The organism is Ruegeria sp. AL2 (assembly GCF_056540845.1).
Genome location: NZ_JBQFXM010000003.1, coordinates 81,810 through 98,416 on the forward strand (window position 1 = coordinate 81,810; position 16,607 = coordinate 98,416).

The window sequence follows — 16,607 nt, forward strand, 5'->3', positions numbered from 1 at the left end:
TGTCGCTTCTGACCGACGTCCTACCGTTTTTCGGCCAGATTGGCAAAAGACCAGTATGTCGCATCGATAGACAGACATGTCAGGATCGGCTACCCCAAATGCAACAAAAGACGACCACACAAGTGAGTGAGCCTTCATGACCGATTTTGCAGCAACCAAAGCCATGTTCGACCTGCCCGAGGGCGTGATTTATCTGGACGGCAACTCGTTGGGTCCGCTGCCTAAAACGGCTGCGTCTCGTGTGCAGAACATGCTGACCGAGGAATGGGGGCAAATGCTGATCACCGGCTGGAACAAGGCCGGTTGGATGGGCCTTCCCACTGGGCTTGGAGATCGAATTGGCCGCCTTATCGGTGCCGAGCCGGGCAGCGTCGTGACCGGCGACACCCTGTCGATCAAGGTTTATCAGGCCGTGTCCTCTGCCCTTGATCTGAACCCGACCCGCAAGGTTGTGCTTTCCGACAATGGGAACTTTCCGTCAGACCTGTACATGGTCGATGGCCTGCTGCGATCCCTTGCGGGCGCATACGAACTGCGCGTCGTCGACCCGCAGGGCGTCGCAGATGAAATCACCGAAGAGGTCGCGGTCCTGATGCTGACCGAAGTGGATTACCGTACGGGCCGGATGCACGACATGAAAGCGCTGACGGAACTGGCCCATGCCAATGGTGTCGTGACGGTTTGGGATCTGGCGCATTCCGCAGGTGCTATCCCCGTTGACCTTGCAGGGTGCAATGCCGATTTCGCAGTCGGGTGCAGTTATAAATACCTCAATGGCGGCCCCGGTGCGCCCGCTTTCATTTATGTTGCGCCCCGACTGGCAGATAGTGTGCGCCCGGCCCTGTCCGGCTGGCTGGGGCACGAAGCGCCCTTTGCCTTTGACCTGGACTATCGGCCCGGAAGCGGGATTGAGCGTATGCGCGTTGGAACACCTCCGATCATCCAAATGACCGCACTTTCGGCGGCCATGGATATCTGGGATATGGCCGACATGGCGGATGTGCGCGCCAAATCCATTGAATTGACCGAGCTTTTCATCCGTCGGGTCGAGGCGACCTGCCCCGACTTGCAATTGGACAGTCCGCGTGTTCCCGAGCAGCGTGGCAGTCAGGTTTCATTCCGCTTCAGGGAAGGCTACGCCGCGATGCAAGCACTGATCGCGCGTGGTGTCGTCGGAGATTTCCGCGCACCTGACACAATGCGGTTTGGTTTCACGCCGCTGTATATCGATGAAAGCGATGTCGAGCGTGCAGTCGGGATTCTGGCGGATGTCATGCAGAACAAGCTTTGGGACACGCCAGAGTACAAAACCCGGCAGCGCGTTACCTGATTTCCAGTCCAGCTCCGATCAGGGCAGCCAGCTGTTTGGTGCGCCTTTCAAATTCCTCGGCGTCTGACGCGGTCAGCTTGATCCCCTTCAGCGTGACCGTAAGTGTTTTCGCCGTCTCTTCAGGCGTGTCAAACAGGCGAACGCGGCCAGCATCCTGCTCTCGCCTCAGCCATTCGGCATAAAGCGCGGCAAGTTCCCCTTCGCCCCGCTCGACAATATCGATGGCCATGGATTTGGTTGTGTCCAGCATCTCAATCCCATGCGGCGACGCCAAAATCGCAGCCATACCCTCGGTCTGGGCATGGATCGCCTTCCTGGCAATGTCCGAAACCGAGCCTTCGCCGTTGAACGCCTCGGCCACCGCTACGGTCTTTTCCTCGTAATGCCGTTCGGTCAGCTTGCGAACGATCGCTTCCTTGTTCCTGAAATACAGATAGACCGCTGGCCGCGACATCCCTGCACCGCGCGCAATGTCATCCATCGAGGTCTTGCGGAACCCGTATGCAGAAAAGGCCTGAAAAGCAGATGCTAGGATCGTTTTCTGCCGGGATTCGTCACTCGTATCTTTCATAAGAAAATCTCTGACATTCTTTGTTTAATTTGTCAATTGACAGACTGACACTTTACAACCATTATGTCATCGCCTTCCACAGATACAAAAAGGTGCGCCATGGCGACGGCCCTGAAGATTAACGGAACTCCCCATCAGATCGACCTGCCGGATGATGTCCCCCTGCTTTGGGTTCTGAGGGATGAGGTTGGCCTGACCGGCACCAAGTTCGGCTGTGGCGTCGCCGCTTGCGGGGCCTGTACGGTTCATATCGATGGCGAGGCCGTACGCTCATGCCAGGTGGCGCTGTCGGATGTCTGGGGCGAGGTGACCACAATCGAAGGCGTCGGCACGCCAGAAGCGCTGGCTACGATCCAGCATTCTTGGGCTGATCATCAGGTGGCGCAATGTGGCTATTGCCAGTCGGGCCAGATCATGCAGGCCGCTGCCCTGCTTGCGGAAAACCCTGCGCCCACGGACGCAGAGATCGATGAGGCGATGCAGGGAAACCTGTGCCGCTGTGGCACCTACCCCCGCATCCGGGCCGCGATCCACGACGCAGCATCCAAGTTGAAGGAGGCATAAGAGATGGCTTCTGTTGGCAAAATTTTCCGCCGTACGTTCCTGATCGGCTCAGCCGCAATTGTTGGCGGCGTCGCCTTTGGCGCGTATTATGTCACCCGCCCTGCCCCCAACCCGCTGAAACCGAAAGAAGGTGAAGCGACACTGAACCCCTTCGTGCTGATCGATCAGAATGGCGTCACCCTGTTCGCGCCCCGTGCCGAGATGGGACAGGGCGTGAAAACCACGTGGGCCGCGCTGATCGCCGAAGAACTGGATGTCGATCTGGATCAAATCACCGTCCTGCACGGTCCGGCAGCAACCGCCTATTACAACTCAGCCATGATGGGCGAGGGACTGCCAAACAAGGGCTACGACATCTCGGACTTCCAGCACAACTTAGGTGAAGCACTGGGTGTTCTTGGCAAGGCCCTAAGCCTGCAAGTCACAGGCGGCTCAACCTCGATGAAGGACGGGTTCGAGAGGATGCGGCAAGCCGGCGCTTCGGCCCGTGAAACGCTGAAACGCGCCGCCGCTGATCGGTTGGGGGTCGCGCCCTCAGACCTGAAAACAGCTTCAGGCCATGTCATCGCCCCGAACGGTGACAAGATCGCTTATACCGATCTTGCAGTGGAAGCGTCCGGACTGGAACCCGTCGAGGTACCTTTGCGAGACCCGTCCCAATGGCGTTATCTGGGCCGGACACAACCGCGACTGGACATGATGGGCAAAGTGACAGGCACTGCCGAGTTTGGCATCGATGTTCGCCTGCCCGGTATGAAATTTGCTGCCGTGCGCATGAACCCCAAACTGGGTGGCGCGATGAACAGCTTTGACGACAGTGCTGCAATCTCCATGCCCGGGGTCGAGAAGGTTGTTGATCTGGGCACTGGTGTTGCCGTGATCGCGAACAACACATGGCTGGCCAACCAGGCGGTTGAGGCTGTTGAGATCGACTGGGGCGATGCGCCATATCCACCTGATACGGACGGCATTTTCTCAAAGATTGCCGAGGCGTTTGACGACGCGCCGAACTCGACTATGCGCGACGATGGCGATGTCAGCATGACGCCGGATGGCGCGACCGAGATCACTGCCGAATACCAAGTGCCCTATCTGGCGCACGCCACGATGGAGCCGATGAATGCCACCGCGCTCTATACCGGAGATGCTCTGGAGCTGTGGTGCGGCAATCAGGCCCCAACGCTGATCCGGTTTCGCGCTGCGAATACCGCAAATCTGGACACTGAGGCTGTTCAGATTCACACCACCTATCTGGGGGGTGGGTTTGGCCGCCGGGGTGAGCTGGATTTTGGGGAAATCGCCACCAAGGTCGCGATGGCCGTGCCTGGCATACCGGTCCAGACAACCTGGAGCCGCGAAGAAGACATGCGTCACGACTACTTCCGCCCCGGCGCCCTCGCCCGGATGCGCGGCGCTGTTCAGGACGGCAAAGCCGTTCTCATTGACGGCAAGGTTGCGGCACAGTCCTGCACGCAACAGGCGGTCGAGCGTTACACCGGCTTCCCTGGAGGCGGACCCGACAAAGTGCTGGTCGAAGGGTTCTTCAACCAACCTTACGCCGTGCCAAACTACCGGATGAGCGGCCACGTCGCTGATCTGGCTGTCCCGGTAGGCTTCTGGCGTTCGGTCGGCAACAGCCACAACGGCTTTTTCCACGAGACCTTCATGGACGAATTGGCCCATGCCGCAGGGCGCGACCCGCTGGACTTCCGGCTAGAGCTAATGAGAACCGAACACGCCCCGTCTGCCGGATGTCTGGAAGCGGTCAAGGAAATGTCCAACTGGACCGGGAAAACACCTGACGGCGTAGGCCGTGGCGTAGCCTTCACCTACAGCTTCGGCACGCCGGTGGCTCAGGTTATCGAAGTTGTCGACGAAGACGGTGCCATCCGCATTCACAAGGCCTGGATCGCCTGCGACATGGGGCTGGCGCTGGACCCGGAAAACGTCAAGGCGCAGATGTTTGGCGGCATGATGTATGGCCTGTCTGCCGCATGTTTCGGCGCGATCACCTTTGCCGGCGGGGAAGTCGAGCAGTTCAACTTCCCCGACTATGACGCCCTTCGTATGCATACTGCGCCACAAGTCGAGGTGCGCGTTCTGGAAACCAATCGCCATATGGGCGGCGCTGGTGAGCCCGGCACGCCCCCCTCGATGCCCGCACTGGGCAACGCTCTGTTTGATCTGACCGGCAAACGTGCGCGCAGCCTGCCGCTGGTCAATCAGTTCAACCTGCTGGTCTGATTGCCATTTACCTTCCCCTTCACCGGCCCGTCGCGCACCCGCACGGTCCGGTGCCCAAGTCAGGCTGATTTCTGAACTGCCTGACAGGCAATCCCCGCCGCCCATCCCCGCACAGCCATGCCGAAGGCTTCGAACAAGGGGCGTGAAACCGGGTCGTTGATCGCATCCCATTCGGGATGCCATTGCACGGACAGCGTGAAACCGGGCGCATCCTTGACATAAATTGCCTCGGGCGTTCCGTCCGGCGCATGCCCATCGATCACCACACGCTGTCCGATGCACTTGATCCCCTGCCCGTGCAGCGTGTTGGTCATGACCTCCTGCGCACCAAACAAGTCGTGGAACACACCATTTTTGGTCAGTTTCACAACATGGCGCAGTGCAAATTTTTCCTCAAGTGTACCATCGGGCGGCATCCGGTGGTTCATCCGCCCCGGCAAATCGCGAATTTCCGGATAGAGCGTTCCGCCCATGGCCACGTTGACCTCTTGAAATCCGCGGCAAATGCCCAGAAACGGCTGACCCCGGTCCACACAGGCCCGAACCAGCGGCAAGGTGATTGCGTCACGCGCGCGGTCAAACTCTCCATGCGCCTCGGTTGCAGGTTCACCATATTCTTCGGGATGCACATTGGGGCGGCCGCCGGTCAGAAGGAACCCGTCGCAAACCTCCAGCAACTCCTCAACCGATACATATCGGGGATCGGCGGGGATCAGCAGCGGCAAACATCCCGATACGTTCGCCACAGCGTCAGAGTTCATCGTCCCCCCTGCATGGGTCGGGTATTGATCGTTCATGAGGTATGAGTTGCCGATAATACCAACAACGGGTCGAGACATTCCGCTTTCCTTGTTATTCATCCCCTTGGAAAGGAAGCTAACCGCAGCTTCACAGTCGTGCAAGAATACACCTCCTGCGTGACAGCGCAGGGACGTGTTCAGGGGTGCACAAATTTTCTCCCGACATTTAGTCCAGTCTCGGCACGTTTTCCCAGCACCAAACTTCAAGTTGGGAACATGCGCCAAGTCATTACTTTGACGGAGCTGCTCTCTATGGTCGGATCTATATCTCTCCGTCCAACCCGGCGGCCTCAATTCCCGCCATCGCAACGGCAGCGTCGTTTTCAGACGTGTCGCCGGTAACCCCAACGGCACCAATTACGTCCCCCTTTCGCCCCCGCAGCAAGACCCCGCCCGGAACTGGCACGACCTGCCCGCCATACACACCGTTTACCGCCGCCATGAAGTAGGCTTGCGCCTCGGCCCGTTGCATCTGTGCCGTGCCCGCTATACCCAGCATGACAGAGCCATATGCCTTGCCATGCGCAATCGCAAAGCGGCCCGGTGCGGCATCATCCTCGCGCTCGAACGCGATGACGTGGCCGCCTGCGTCCAGAACAACCACTGAAAGTGGCTTCAGCTCCATCTCGCGGCCTTTCTCAAGTGCTTTGCGGATAATGGTACGGGCTTTGCGAAGGGAAACTTCCATGTGCATTCCTGTGTCTGCATGTCGAAAGAAGAAAAGGGGGGCGGATCGCCCCCTTCGTTTTACGCTGTGGCCGCCTTCAATTCCAGACGGCGCGCGTGCAGGACCGGCTCGGTGTAGCCCGAGGGCTGCACACGACCTTTGAACACAAGGTCACAAGCCGCCTGAAAAGCGATTCCGTTAAAGCCCGGCGCCATCGGGACATAACCCGGATCACTTGCATTCTGGCGATCCACGACAGCCGCCATTTTCTGCATCGCAGCCATCACCTGTGCCTCGTCGACAATGCCATGATGCAACCAGTTGGCCAGTGCCTGAGACGAAATTCGGCAGGTCGCACGGTCTTCCATCAACCCGATGTCATTGATGTCGGGGACTTTGGAACATCCCACGCCCTGATCGACCCAACGCACGACATAGCCCAGAATGCCTTGTGCATTATTCTCGACCTCGCGCGAGATTTCCGCGTCGCCAAGATTGCGCCCCCCCAGCAGGGGAATGGTCAGCAAATCGTCAAGTGTTCCTCGGGCACCCGCCATTGCGATCTCGTCCTGACGGGCCAGTACGTTGACCTTGTGGTAATGTGTGGCGTGCAGCGTCGCAGCTGTGGGCGACGGCACCCAGGCGCAGGTCGCACCAGCCAGCGGGTGACCGATCTTGGCCTCAAGCATGTCGCCCATCCGGTCCGGCATCGCCCACATGCCTTTGCCAATCTGCGCCTTGCCTTTCAGGCCACAGGCCAAACCGATATCGACATTGCGGTCTTCATAAGACGCAATCCAGGGCGTGTTCTTGATGTCGCCCTTGGGCAGCATCGGCCCGGCCTCCATCGAGGTATGAATCTCATCCCCCGTCCGGTCCAGGAAACCGGTGTTGATAAAGGCGACGCGCGATTTCGCGGCGCGAATGCACTCTTTCAGGTTTACCGACGTGCGGCGCTCCTCATCCATGATCCCCAGCTTTACGGTGTTGCGCGGCAGACCCAGAATGTCTTCGACCATGTCGAAAATCTCGACCGCAAAGGCAACCTCTTCCGGCCCGTGCATCTTGGGCTTCACAACATAAACCGACCCTTCGACCGAGTTCCCCCCATCCCGTTGCAGGTCATGCATTGCGATCAGAGTGGTGCAGAGTGCGTCCATCAACCCTTCGCCAATCTCGCGCCCTTCGGCGTCCAGAACGGCCGGGTTCGTCATCAGGTGGCCGACATTCCGCACCAGCATCAGCGACCGGCCTTTCAGGGTCGCCTGCTCACCTGTCGGTGTGGTGAAAGTCAGATCCTCTGCCAGCTTGCGGGTAAACGTGGTGTCGCCCTTGGTGACGTCTTCGGTCAGATCACCCTTCATCAGGCCCAGCCAGTTGCCATAGGCAACGACCTTATCCGCCGCATCAACACAAGCGACCGAGTCTTCACAGTCCATAATCGTTGAAAGAGCGGATTCCAGCCGGACGTCTGCTATACCTGCGGGATCAGAGGCGCCGATGGCTCCAGTCGGATCGATCATGATCTGAATATGCAGGCCATTGTTTTTCAGAAGCACAAAAGCCGGCTTGTCTGCCGCGCCACCGAAACCAACAAATTGATCGGGGTTTGCCAGTGCCGGGGAAAGAGCACCTTCTTCGACATGCAGTCCCGACACGTCGGCCCAAGACCCACCAGCCAGAGGTACAGCGTCATCCAGAAAGGCTTTCGCCCATGCAATCACCCGTGCACCGCGCGCCGCATCATACCCACCGCCTGTTGGCAGATCGCCTATCGCATCGGTGCCATAAAGCGCATCATACAAGCTGCCCCATCTCGCATTCGCCGCGTTCAGCGCAAAGCGTGCGTTGGTGATCGGCACAACAAGCTGCGGCCCCGGTGTCAGCGCGATCTCGGGGTCGACATGCGTCGTGTCGATTTGAAACCCGTCGCCTTCCTCGACCAGATAACCGATTTCCTTTAGAAAAGCCTGATAGTCAGTGGGATCAATGCTCTGACCCTTGCGCGCAATATGCCAGCCATCGAGGCGCCCTTGTATTTCGGCCCGCTTGGCCAGAAGCGCGCGGTTTTTCGGCCCCAGTTCAGAAACCAATCGTGCCAGACCCGCCCAGAAATCCTGCGCCGACACACCCGTACCCGGCAATGCCCGCGTCTCGATAAACTCTGCCAGTATTGGATCGATCTGCAGCCCGCTCAGGGTTTGTCTGCCACTCATCTTCCTGCTCTCCTGCGATTGTGTGCCATTGTATGCGTAAGTGACTTAGGCCGAAAGTTTCCGATAGGCAACTTTCGACTTTGCGTTAGGGTTATTCGGATCGAACGGAAGCTGTTTCAAAAACAACAAGGGAATGGCGGGGGCCAGTTGCAGCTCTGGAACGATGCCCCTAACGTCGCGCCAGACACGAACCGATGCGAGGCCCCCATGCGCGACGCTGCCCCCACCACGATCTTCCTGAAAGACTACACTCCATTTGGTTATCTGCTGGACAGCGTGCACCTGACCTTCGATCTGTCTGCACATGCAACACGGGTCACGTCGCGTATCGCGTTTCGTCCAAACCCCGACGCCTCCGACCGCACCTTTTTCCTGCATGGCGAGGATCTGAACCTGATCCGCGCCTCCATTAACGGAACCGAAGTTTCGCCTGACGTCACGGACAAGGGCCTGACCGCCGATGTCCCCGACGCTCCGTTCATCTGGGAAGCCGAAGTTGAGATCGATCCGGGCAACAACACGGCGTTGGAGGGGCTTTATATGTCGAACGGCATGTATTGCACCCAGTGCGAGGCGGAGGGTTTCCGCAAGATCACATATTACCCGGATCGCCCCGATGTCATGTCCACCTTTACCGTGCGTATCAATGGCGACCTGCCGGTTCTTCTGTCGAACGGCAACCCCTCGGGCAAGGGCGAAGGATGGGCCGAATGGACCGACCCGTGGCCCAAGCCTGCCTATCTGTTTGCGCTTGTCGCTGGGGAACTTGTGGCCCATCCCGATCGGTTCACCACCAGATCAGGCCAGGATGTTGAGTTGAACCTGTGGGTGCGTCCGGGGGATGAAGGCAAGTGCGCCTTCGGTATGGAGGCGCTGAAGAAGTCCATGAAATGGGACGAAGATGTCTATGGCCGGGAATACGATCTGGACGTCTTCAACATCGTCGCCGTCGATGACTTCAACATGGGTGCGATGGAAAACAAGGGGCTGAACATCTTTAACTCTTCGGCTGTTCTGGCCAGTCCTGAAACCTCGACCGATGCCAATTTCGAACGGATCGAGGCGATCATCGCGCATGAGTATTTTCACAACTGGACGGGCAACCGCATCACCTGCCGCGACTGGTTCCAGCTGTGTCTGAAAGAAGGTCTGACCGTCTTCCGCGATGCACAATTCACATCCGACATGCGCTCGGGCCCTGTGAAACGCATTCACGACGCCATCGACCTGCGGGCGCGGCAATTCCCCGAGGATAACGGCCCGCTCTCGCACCCGGTCCGGCCCGAAAGCTTTCAGGAGATCAACAATTTCTACACGGCCACCGTTTACGAAAAAGGTGCCGAAGTGATCGGCATGTTGAAACGGCTGGTCGGGGATGAGGCCTATGCAAAGGCGCTGGACCTCTATTTTGACCGTCATGACGGGCAGGCCTGCACGATCGAGGATTGGCTAAAGGTGTTCGAGGACACCACAGGCCGCGACCTGACCCAGTTCAAACGCTGGTACAGCCAGTCGGGCACGCCGCGTTTGACCGTATCTGAAGATTGGGCCGACGGGACCTATACCCTGACGCTGAAACAGCGCACCGATCCCACACCGGGTCAGGCAGAGAAACTGCCCCAGGTGATCCCGGTCGCTGTTGGCCTGCTGGGGCCAAACGGGGATGAGGTCCGCACGACAGAAGTGCTGGAACTGACAGAGGCCGAGCAGAGTTTTCAGTTCACCGGGCTTGCGACAAGGCCCACAGCTTCGATCCTGCGCGATTTCTCGGCACCGGTCATTCTGGAACACGATCATTCAAACGCCGAACGCGCGTTTCTGCTGGCCTATGACACAGATCCGTTCAACCGCTGGCAGGCTGGTAGATCGCTGGCGCAAGACACCTTGCTGCGGATGATCTTGGATGAGGCAACCCCGGACGCCAATTACCTTGACGGGCTATTGGCTGTGCTGCGTGACGACACGCTGGACCCGGCCTATCGCGCCTTGATGCTTGGGCTGCCGACGCAATCCGAACTGGCTGCGGCCTTGCATGAACGCGGCAAGACGCCCGATCCGATGGCAATCTGGTCGGCGGTCGAAACGCTGCGGCAGGCCACGGCACAGCACGTGCAGGATCTGCTGCCCCGTCTGCACAGCGAGGCGTTGGTGGATGGCCCCTACAGCCCGGATGCCGAGCAATCCGGCAAGCGCGCCCTTGGCAGCGCGGCACTGGCGCTGACTTCTCGTCTGGACGGAGGGGCGATGGCGACCGCTGTGTATGCCAAAGCGGATAACATGACCCTGCAACTGACAGCCCTGTCCTGCCTGCTGCGCGCCCGCAAGGGCGAGGCCCAACTGACCGCCTTCTATGACCAATGGCAGCATGACCGGCTGGTCATGGACAAATGGTTTGGCTTGCAGGTGACAATGGCCGCACCCGAGGCGACACCGGAAGCAGCGAAGGCATTGACCTGGCATCCCGACTTCAACTGGAAGAACCCGAACCGGTTCCGCGCTGTTATGGGCGCGCTGGCGATGAACCACGCAGGGTTCCACCAACCGGATGGTGCCGGGTACAGCCTGCTGGCCGATTGGCTGATCCGCCTTGATCCTGTGAACCCGCAAACCACGGCACGGATGTGTTCTGCCTTCCAGATCTGGAAACGGTACGACGCCGGGCGTCAGGACCTGATGCGCGCACAATTGTCCCGCATTGCGGAAACTCCGAACCTGTCGCGCGACACAACGGAAATGGTATCCCGCATCCTCGGCGCATGACACCCTACAGCTTCACCCGTCGCAACCGGAACACGCGAACACTGGTCATTCAGGCAAGCATCTACGCGACCCTGCTGGCTCTGGTCATCCTGTTCGACGCGGCTTGGTGGGTTGTTGGCTTGCTGTCTCTGGCCACCCTCCCAGCGCTATGGGACGTGATCCAGAACACCAGCGCCGGGGTGCAGCTGGACGCGGATGCAGTGTGCTGGTTCACGGGTAATCGTAAGGGCGACATCCCAATGCGGGATATCGACAATTTCCAATTTGACACCCGGTGGGACTTTTCCGTTCGCGTATCCATCGTCCTGAAATCCGGGAAACGAATCCGGCTGCCAGATGAGTCTCTGCCTCCGCATCGGGATCTGGAAGCCATTCTGAAACAGGCAGGTTTTCGCGTAAACCGTCATCATTTCACTGTTTTCTGAAACACTGCGTGATCTACGGACGCATTGGACACAAAAAACAAAGTTTATTGAGCAAATCACTTGAATTGAGCCTGATACCTCGCCAGACTTCAGACTCAGTTAAGTGTTTTTACAGTTTTGAGTTTTACCATGTTTCGGTCGTTAAGGGCGTTGTTTGCCCAGCCCATATCCAATCCCACGGACGCCTCAGAAGATCTGTGCGCAACGAAATCTGCGCTGGCCGCTGCCCTGCCTGAACATGGGCAGCTCAACATTCCTGTGGCGACATCGAATTGCGACAATCTGATTGGACATTCTACAATCGAACATGGGCGCTATCTGGCCAGACAGGACCGCTGGACCGAGTTGTCCGAAGAAATGCGTGCAGCGGATCAGGATCGTGCCGCCGTATCGGATGGTATGCCGATTGCCGATCTTTTGGCGTTCGGGGCCAGATCTGACGTGATTCTGGCTGCGGAACATGCGCTGTCGGACGGCAAGGCCATATCTGATTACGATTTGCTGGGTGGTATTTCGGAACTGGAAGGCGAGTTGTCTGACAATCCTGGTGATCCGATGATCGCTGCCGTTGTGGCGCTGGCCCATATCGATCTGGCCTGGGCCTGGCGCGGGAACGCCACGGACACGGCCTTGCCGCCCTTGCACCGCTCGCGCTGTGCCGCTCATTTCGACCGGGCCGCTGCGATCCTGCCCAAGTGCAAGGCGGATGCGCCGGACAGCCCTCTGATTGCGGCCGCCGGTTGTGCCCTGTTGGCCGGGCAGCGCAAGTCAAACGCCCGCGTTGCCGATGAGTACGAGCACCTGATCACACTGGACCCGCACAATCAGCGTCACATGCGCGCGATGGGCAGCCATCTTTTGCCCCGGTGGTTCGGCAGCTACGCAGAACTGGAATTACAGGCACTGCGCAATGCCGTCCGGACACAGGATATCTGGGGCGCAGGTGGATATACGTGGGTGCAATTCGATGCCATCGCTTTGGACGAAGAGGCCTGCGCACAGGTCGATGTCGAATATTTCCTTGAAGGATTGCGCGATATCGTCGGTCTGCGCCCTGATCAGCAGATGATCAATATGTTGTCGGCCTATTGTGCAATCACCATTCAGAATGGTCACGGGCTGAACGAAAAAGCAGACAATGTCCGCGCCCAGATGCGCGACACCGCAAACTGGCTGATCCGCGATCACCTGACCGAGCTTCACCCCCTGATCTGGGCCCATGCCGCCAACGGGTTCAATAACTCGGTCCGCATCAACTCGCCCGAGCGGTTTGCTGCGCGCGGTCAGCGCGACGCGCTGCGCGCTATCTCGGATCTGTTCCGGGATGAACTGCGCAGCGGCAAGGATGTAACCTTCACACCGTCTGGTCTGCAGTTTTCCAAGAACTGAACGCGTCAGGATTCCCCCTTGCCCCTAGGCCCTGCCGGGCCTAATACGCAGGCTTAGACTTCTGCGGAAATGAGGCGCGCCATGCTCGACCTGACACACGAAATGCCCAAACCCAAAACCATTGCCGGGGCCAAGCACGATTGGGAACTGGTGATCGGAATGGAGGTGCATGCGCAGGTCTCATCCAATGCCAAGCTGTTCTCGGGCGCGTCCACCAAATTCGGGGCCGAGCCGAACTCGAACGTGGCCTTCGTGGATGCGGCAATGCCGGGGATGCTGCCGGTGATCAACGAGTTCTGCGTGGAACAGGCGGTGCGCACCGGGCTGGGCCTGAAAGCGGATATCAACCTGAAATCGGCCTTTGACCGCAAGAACTATTTCTATCCTGACCTGCCGCAAGGTTACCAGATTTCCCAGCTTTATCATCCTATTGTGGGCGAAGGCGAAGTGCTGGTCGAGATGGGTGACGGCACTGCGCGCATGGTGCGGATTGAACGTATCCACATGGAGCAGGACGCAGGCAAATCGATCCACGACATGGACCCGCACATGTCCTTTGTCGACCTGAACCGGACCGGTGTCTGCCTGATGGAGATCGTCAGCCGCCCTGATATTCGCGGGCCGGAAGAGGCCGCCGCCTATATCGCCAAACTGCGCCAGATCATGCGCTATCTGGGCACCTGCGACGGCAACATGCAGAACGGCAACCTGCGGGCGGACGTGAATGTCTCGATCTGTTTGCCGGGCGCGTATGAGAAGTATCAGGAAACACAGGACTTTTCGCATCTGGGCACCCGTTGCGAGATCAAGAACATGAACTCGATGCGGTTCATCCAGCAGGCCATTGAGGTCGAGGCCCGCCGCCAGATCGCCATTGTCGAAGCCGGTGGCAAGGTTGAGCAGGAAACCCGTCTGTATGATCCGGACAAGGGCGAAACCCGGTCGATGCGGTCCAAGGAAGAAGCGCATGATTACCGCTATTTCCCCGATCCCGACCTGCTGCCGCTGGAGATCGAACAGGCATGGGTGGACGATATCGCCGCCCATCTGCCAGAACTGCCTGACGACAAAAAAGCGCGCTTTATCAGTGAGTTCGGCTTGACCGACTATGACGCTTCAGTGCTGACTGCTGAAGTGGAATCGGCGGCCTATTTCGAAGAGGTCGCGCAGGGGCGCAATGGCAAACTGGCCGCGAACTGGGTGATCAACGAGCTGTTCGGACGTCTGAAAAAAGAAGACCACGACATCACGGAGTCGCCGGTTTCTCCGGCGCAGCTGGGTGAGATCATCGACCTGATTTCCTCTGATGCTATCTCGGGCAAGATCGCCAAGGATCTGTTTGAAATCGTCTATACCGAAGGCGGTGATCCGGCGCAGATCATCGAGGATCGCGGAATGAAACAGGTCACCGACACCGGCGCGATCGAGGCTGCACTGGACGAGATCATCGCGGCCAATCCGGCCCAGGTCGAGAAGGCCAAGGTGAACCCGAAACTGGCGGGTTGGTTCGTGGGTCAGGTGATGAAAGCGACCGGCGGCAAGGCCAACCCGAAGGCCGTTAACGATTTGGTCGGCAGGAAGCTGAGCTCCTGAACCTTACAATTTGTACAAGCCTGCCAGTGGCAGTTGTCAGGTTTGTACAATCAGATCTCCACGATTTCTTAAGAAATGGGGTCAGCTCATCGGCTTGACTTCGCCTGTGATTGCACCCTTTCTTCCGACCCAGAGAGGTGAGGTATCATGCAGAACAGATTTGATCAGGAACTCGAAGATCGGCTGGTGCGTTACGCGGCGATCGACAGTCAGAGCGACGAGACCTCGGCGACCACGCCGAGCACACAAATACAGTTCGACATGCTGAACCTGCTGAAGCGGGAACTGACCGAGATCGGCGCAAAGGATGTGACACTGACGGGTGACAGCGTGGTCGTCGCGACCATCCCCGGCACCGCGCCCGGCCCGACGGTAGGCTTTCTGGCGCATGTGGATACGGCCCCCCAGTTCAATGCGACAGGCGTCAAGCCGCGGGTGATCAAGGGATATAACGGTGGCGATGTTTCCTTTCCGGACGACCCGGATTTGGTGTTGTCCCCGGACGAGAACCCCTATCTGGCCGAGAAGATCGGACATGATCTGATCACGGCGTCGGGTACCACCCTGCTGGGCGCGGATGACAAGGCCGGGGTGTCGATCCTGATGACCATGGCGCGGCATCTGATCGAAAACCCGGATATCCCGCACGGCCCTGTTCGCATTGCCTTTACCCCGGATGAAGAGATCGGGCGCGGGGTTACCGAACAGCTGCCCAAGGATCTGGGGGCGGATTTCGCCTATACTCTGGACGGTGCCGAAGTGGGCGAGATCGAATATGAGAGCTTCTCGGCCGACCGCGCCGTGATCCGGATCGTGGGGGTATCGATCCACCCCGGACTGGCCAAGGACAAGATGGTGAACGCAGCCCATCTGGCGGCAAAGATCGTGCAGACCTTGCCGCAGTCCACCATGACGCCCGAAACAACCGATGGCCGCGACGGGTTCATCCATGTCACCGACATGAGCGGCGGGTCGTCCGAGATGGAAATCAAGCTGATCCTGCGCGATTTCGAGATGGAGGGCCTTGAGGCGCAACGTGACATCGTGCGGCAGGTCTGTGCGGCCGTACAGGCCACGGAACCGCGCGCGACCATCACCTGCGATATCAGCCACCAATACCGGAACATGCGCTATTGGCTGGAAAACGACATGACACCGGTTGATCTGGCGCGCGACGCCTGCCGCGAGCTGGGGATCGAGCCGCTGTCGGTCCCGATCCGCGGCGGCACCGACGGGTCGCGCCTGACCGAGTTCGGCACCCCCTGCCCCAACCTGTTCACCGGAATGCAGTGCATTCACGGGCCGCTGGAGTGGATTTCGGTGCAGGACATGGCAGTGGCGACCGAGCTGTGCCTGTCGGTTGTGACCAAGGCGGCACAGGCTAACGGCAATAATCAGGGCTGAAAACCGCCGCTCGGGCGACGGCCCTTTCACCCCGGGGTCAGCGTGGTAAGTTGGCGCGAACAGGTATTTAGGAACACTTGATGCAGCTTTTTGAATACAAGGTCGTCCCCGCGCCGCAAAAGGGCGTGAAAGCCAAGGGCGTGAAAACGGCCGAGGGCCGCTTTGCGGTCTCGGTCGAACAGGTTCTGAACCAGATGGCGCAGGACGGCTGGGAATACCAGCGCGCCGAGCTGCTGCCCAGCGAGGAACGCTCGGGCCTGACCGGATCGACCACAAACTGGCGCAATGTGCTGGTGTTCCGGCGGGTCGTGGCCGAGGAAGTCGATGCGTCGGTGATCGGAGAAGTGCCCGAGTTTGACGATACCCCATTGGCCCAACCGATCCCCGGCCCCGGTGTGGTGGCCGCGCCGAAACCAATTTCGGAAGAAGCGAATGAACCGCCTTTGTCGTTGAAAAGCCGGGACCAGGTTGACCAGGACACTGACACCGCCAATGACAAGAAAGACGCCTGAGACGGATCAGGGTTTGACCTGCGGTCACACCTGAAACACCGTGTGGACTGGAAGTTGAGCAGCCCGCCCGCGGGCGGGTTTGGCGCTGCGGGCGCGATATGTGCTTATCAACCCAGCGAAATCTGTGGCATG

The 16,607-nt window shown here is 59.1% G+C and carries 13 protein-coding genes; 9 read left to right on the top strand and 4 right to left on the bottom strand.

What is annotated here, in order from left to right:
- Window positions 1-136: 136 nt before the first annotated feature.
- The gene (gene kynU, locus ACR0ID_RS06245; protein ID WP_480604409.1) at window positions 137-1,330 is read left to right on the top strand and encodes a kynureninase; all 1,194 of its coding nucleotides are present in this window, start codon (window positions 137-139) and stop codon (window positions 1,328-1,330) included.
- On the opposite strand, the gene ACR0ID_RS06250 is transcribed toward kynU, so the two are convergent.
- On the bottom strand, window positions 1,323-1,901 hold the full coding sequence (locus ACR0ID_RS06250; RefSeq protein WP_480604411.1) for a TetR/AcrR family transcriptional regulator: 579 nt from the start codon (window positions 1,899-1,901) through the stop codon (window positions 1,323-1,325). The genes kynU and ACR0ID_RS06250 overlap by 8 nt on opposite strands.
- A gap of 99 nt (window positions 1,902-2,000) precedes the next feature.
- On the opposite strand from ACR0ID_RS06250, the gene ACR0ID_RS06255 reads away from it, so the two are divergent.
- Together ACR0ID_RS06255 and ACR0ID_RS06260 are read left to right on the top strand one after the other, a co-directional pair.
- The gene (locus ACR0ID_RS06255; RefSeq protein ID WP_480476013.1) at window positions 2,001-2,465 is read left to right on the top strand and encodes a (2Fe-2S)-binding protein; all 465 of its coding nucleotides are present in this window, start codon (window positions 2,001-2,003) and stop codon (window positions 2,463-2,465) included.
- A gap of 3 nt (window positions 2,466-2,468) precedes the next feature.
- Complete coding sequence (locus ACR0ID_RS06260) at window positions 2,469-4,709, top strand: xanthine dehydrogenase family protein molybdopterin-binding subunit (RefSeq protein ID WP_480604413.1); 2,241 nt, start codon at window positions 2,469-2,471, stop codon at window positions 4,707-4,709.
- A 59-nt stretch (window positions 4,710-4,768) separates the two neighbouring features.
- Here ACR0ID_RS06260 and ACR0ID_RS06265 read toward each other — a convergent pair whose 3' ends face one another.
- The 3 genes from ACR0ID_RS06265 to ACR0ID_RS06275 all read right to left on the bottom strand — a co-directional run bounded on the left by ACR0ID_RS06265 (window position 4,769) and on the right by ACR0ID_RS06275 (window position 8,392).
- On the bottom strand, window positions 4,769-5,548 hold the full coding sequence (locus ACR0ID_RS06265; protein WP_480516334.1) for a gamma-glutamyl-gamma-aminobutyrate hydrolase family protein: 780 nt from the start codon (window positions 5,546-5,548) through the stop codon (window positions 4,769-4,771).
- 223 nt (window positions 5,549-5,771) lie between these two features.
- Window positions 5,772-6,197: a GlcG/HbpS family heme-binding protein gene (locus ACR0ID_RS06270; RefSeq protein WP_480604416.1), complete on the bottom strand. Its 426-nt coding sequence runs from the start codon at window positions 6,195-6,197 to the stop codon at window positions 5,772-5,774.
- 59 nt (window positions 6,198-6,256) lie between these two features.
- Window positions 6,257-8,392 (bottom strand): malate synthase G, encoded by a 2,136-nt coding sequence (locus ACR0ID_RS06275; protein WP_480554093.1) that lies wholly within the window; start codon window positions 8,390-8,392, stop codon window positions 6,257-6,259.
- A 207-nt stretch (window positions 8,393-8,599) separates the two neighbouring features.
- Here ACR0ID_RS06275 and pepN point away from each other — a divergent pair, with 207 nt between their 5' ends.
- The 6 genes from pepN (at window position 8,600) to ACR0ID_RS06305 (ending at window position 16,475) form a co-directional block, all read left to right on the top strand.
- Window positions 8,600-11,152 carry an aminopeptidase N gene (gene pepN, locus ACR0ID_RS06280; protein WP_480604417.1) on the top strand — a complete coding sequence of 851 codons (2,553 nt, stop codon included), beginning with the start codon at window positions 8,600-8,602 and terminating at the stop codon, window positions 11,150-11,152.
- Window positions 11,149-11,577, top strand: a complete 429-nt coding sequence (locus tag ACR0ID_RS06285) for a hypothetical protein (protein ID WP_480604419.1) — start codon at window positions 11,149-11,151, stop codon at window positions 11,575-11,577. The genes pepN and ACR0ID_RS06285 overlap by 4 nt, the downstream gene beginning before the upstream one ends.
- 129 nt (window positions 11,578-11,706) lie before the next feature.
- Entirely contained in the window at window positions 11,707-12,966 is a 1,260-nt protein-coding gene (locus tag ACR0ID_RS06290) for a hypothetical protein (RefSeq protein ID WP_480604420.1), read from the top strand.
- Between the two features lie 81 nt (window positions 12,967-13,047).
- Window positions 13,048-14,559 (top strand): Asp-tRNA(Asn)/Glu-tRNA(Gln) amidotransferase subunit GatB, encoded by a 1,512-nt coding sequence (gene gatB / locus ACR0ID_RS06295; protein WP_480604422.1) that lies wholly within the window; start codon window positions 13,048-13,050, stop codon window positions 14,557-14,559.
- Between the two features lie 147 nt (window positions 14,560-14,706).
- Complete coding sequence (gene pepT / locus ACR0ID_RS06300; RefSeq protein WP_480604424.1) at window positions 14,707-15,963, top strand: peptidase T; 1,257 nt, start codon at window positions 14,707-14,709, stop codon at window positions 15,961-15,963.
- Window positions 15,964-16,043: 80 nt separating this feature from the next.
- A complete protein-coding gene (locus ACR0ID_RS06305) occupies window positions 16,044-16,475 on the top strand; it encodes a DUF4177 domain-containing protein (protein ID WP_480475993.1) in 432 nt (143 codons plus the stop codon).
- Window positions 16,476-16,607 lie beyond the last annotated feature (132 nt).

Excerpts from the sequence above, each read along its gene's own strand:
- kynU (WP_480604409.1), top strand. The coding sequence starts at position 137 with ATGACCGATTTTGCAGCAACCAAAGCCATGTTCGACCTGCCCGAGGGC.
- ACR0ID_RS06250 (WP_480604411.1), bottom strand. The coding sequence starts at position 1,901 with ATGAAAGATACGAGTGACGAATCCCGGCAGAAAACGATCCTAGCATCT.
- ACR0ID_RS06255 (WP_480476013.1), top strand. The coding sequence starts at position 2,001 with ATGGCGACGGCCCTGAAGATTAACGGAACTCCCCATCAGATCGACCTG.
- ACR0ID_RS06260 (WP_480604413.1), top strand. The coding sequence starts at position 2,469 with ATGGCTTCTGTTGGCAAAATTTTCCGCCGTACGTTCCTGATCGGCTCA.
- ACR0ID_RS06265 (WP_480516334.1), bottom strand. The coding sequence starts at position 5,548 with ATGTCTCGACCCGTTGTTGGTATTATCGGCAACTCATACCTCATGAAC.
- ACR0ID_RS06270 (WP_480604416.1), bottom strand. The coding sequence starts at position 6,197 with ATGGAAGTTTCCCTTCGCAAAGCCCGTACCATTATCCGCAAAGCACTT.
- ACR0ID_RS06275 (WP_480554093.1), bottom strand. The coding sequence starts at position 8,392 with ATGAGTGGCAGACAAACCCTGAGCGGGCTGCAGATCGATCCAATACTG.
- pepN (WP_480604417.1), top strand. The coding sequence starts at position 8,600 with ATGCGCGACGCTGCCCCCACCACGATCTTCCTGAAAGACTACACTCCA.
- ACR0ID_RS06285 (WP_480604419.1), top strand. The coding sequence starts at position 11,149 with ATGACACCCTACAGCTTCACCCGTCGCAACCGGAACACGCGAACACTG.
- ACR0ID_RS06290 (WP_480604420.1), top strand. The coding sequence starts at position 11,707 with ATGTTTCGGTCGTTAAGGGCGTTGTTTGCCCAGCCCATATCCAATCCC.
- gatB (WP_480604422.1), top strand. The coding sequence starts at position 13,048 with ATGCTCGACCTGACACACGAAATGCCCAAACCCAAAACCATTGCCGGG.
- pepT (WP_480604424.1), top strand. The coding sequence starts at position 14,707 with ATGCAGAACAGATTTGATCAGGAACTCGAAGATCGGCTGGTGCGTTAC.
- ACR0ID_RS06305 (WP_480475993.1), top strand. The coding sequence starts at position 16,044 with ATGCAGCTTTTTGAATACAAGGTCGTCCCCGCGCCGCAAAAGGGCGTG.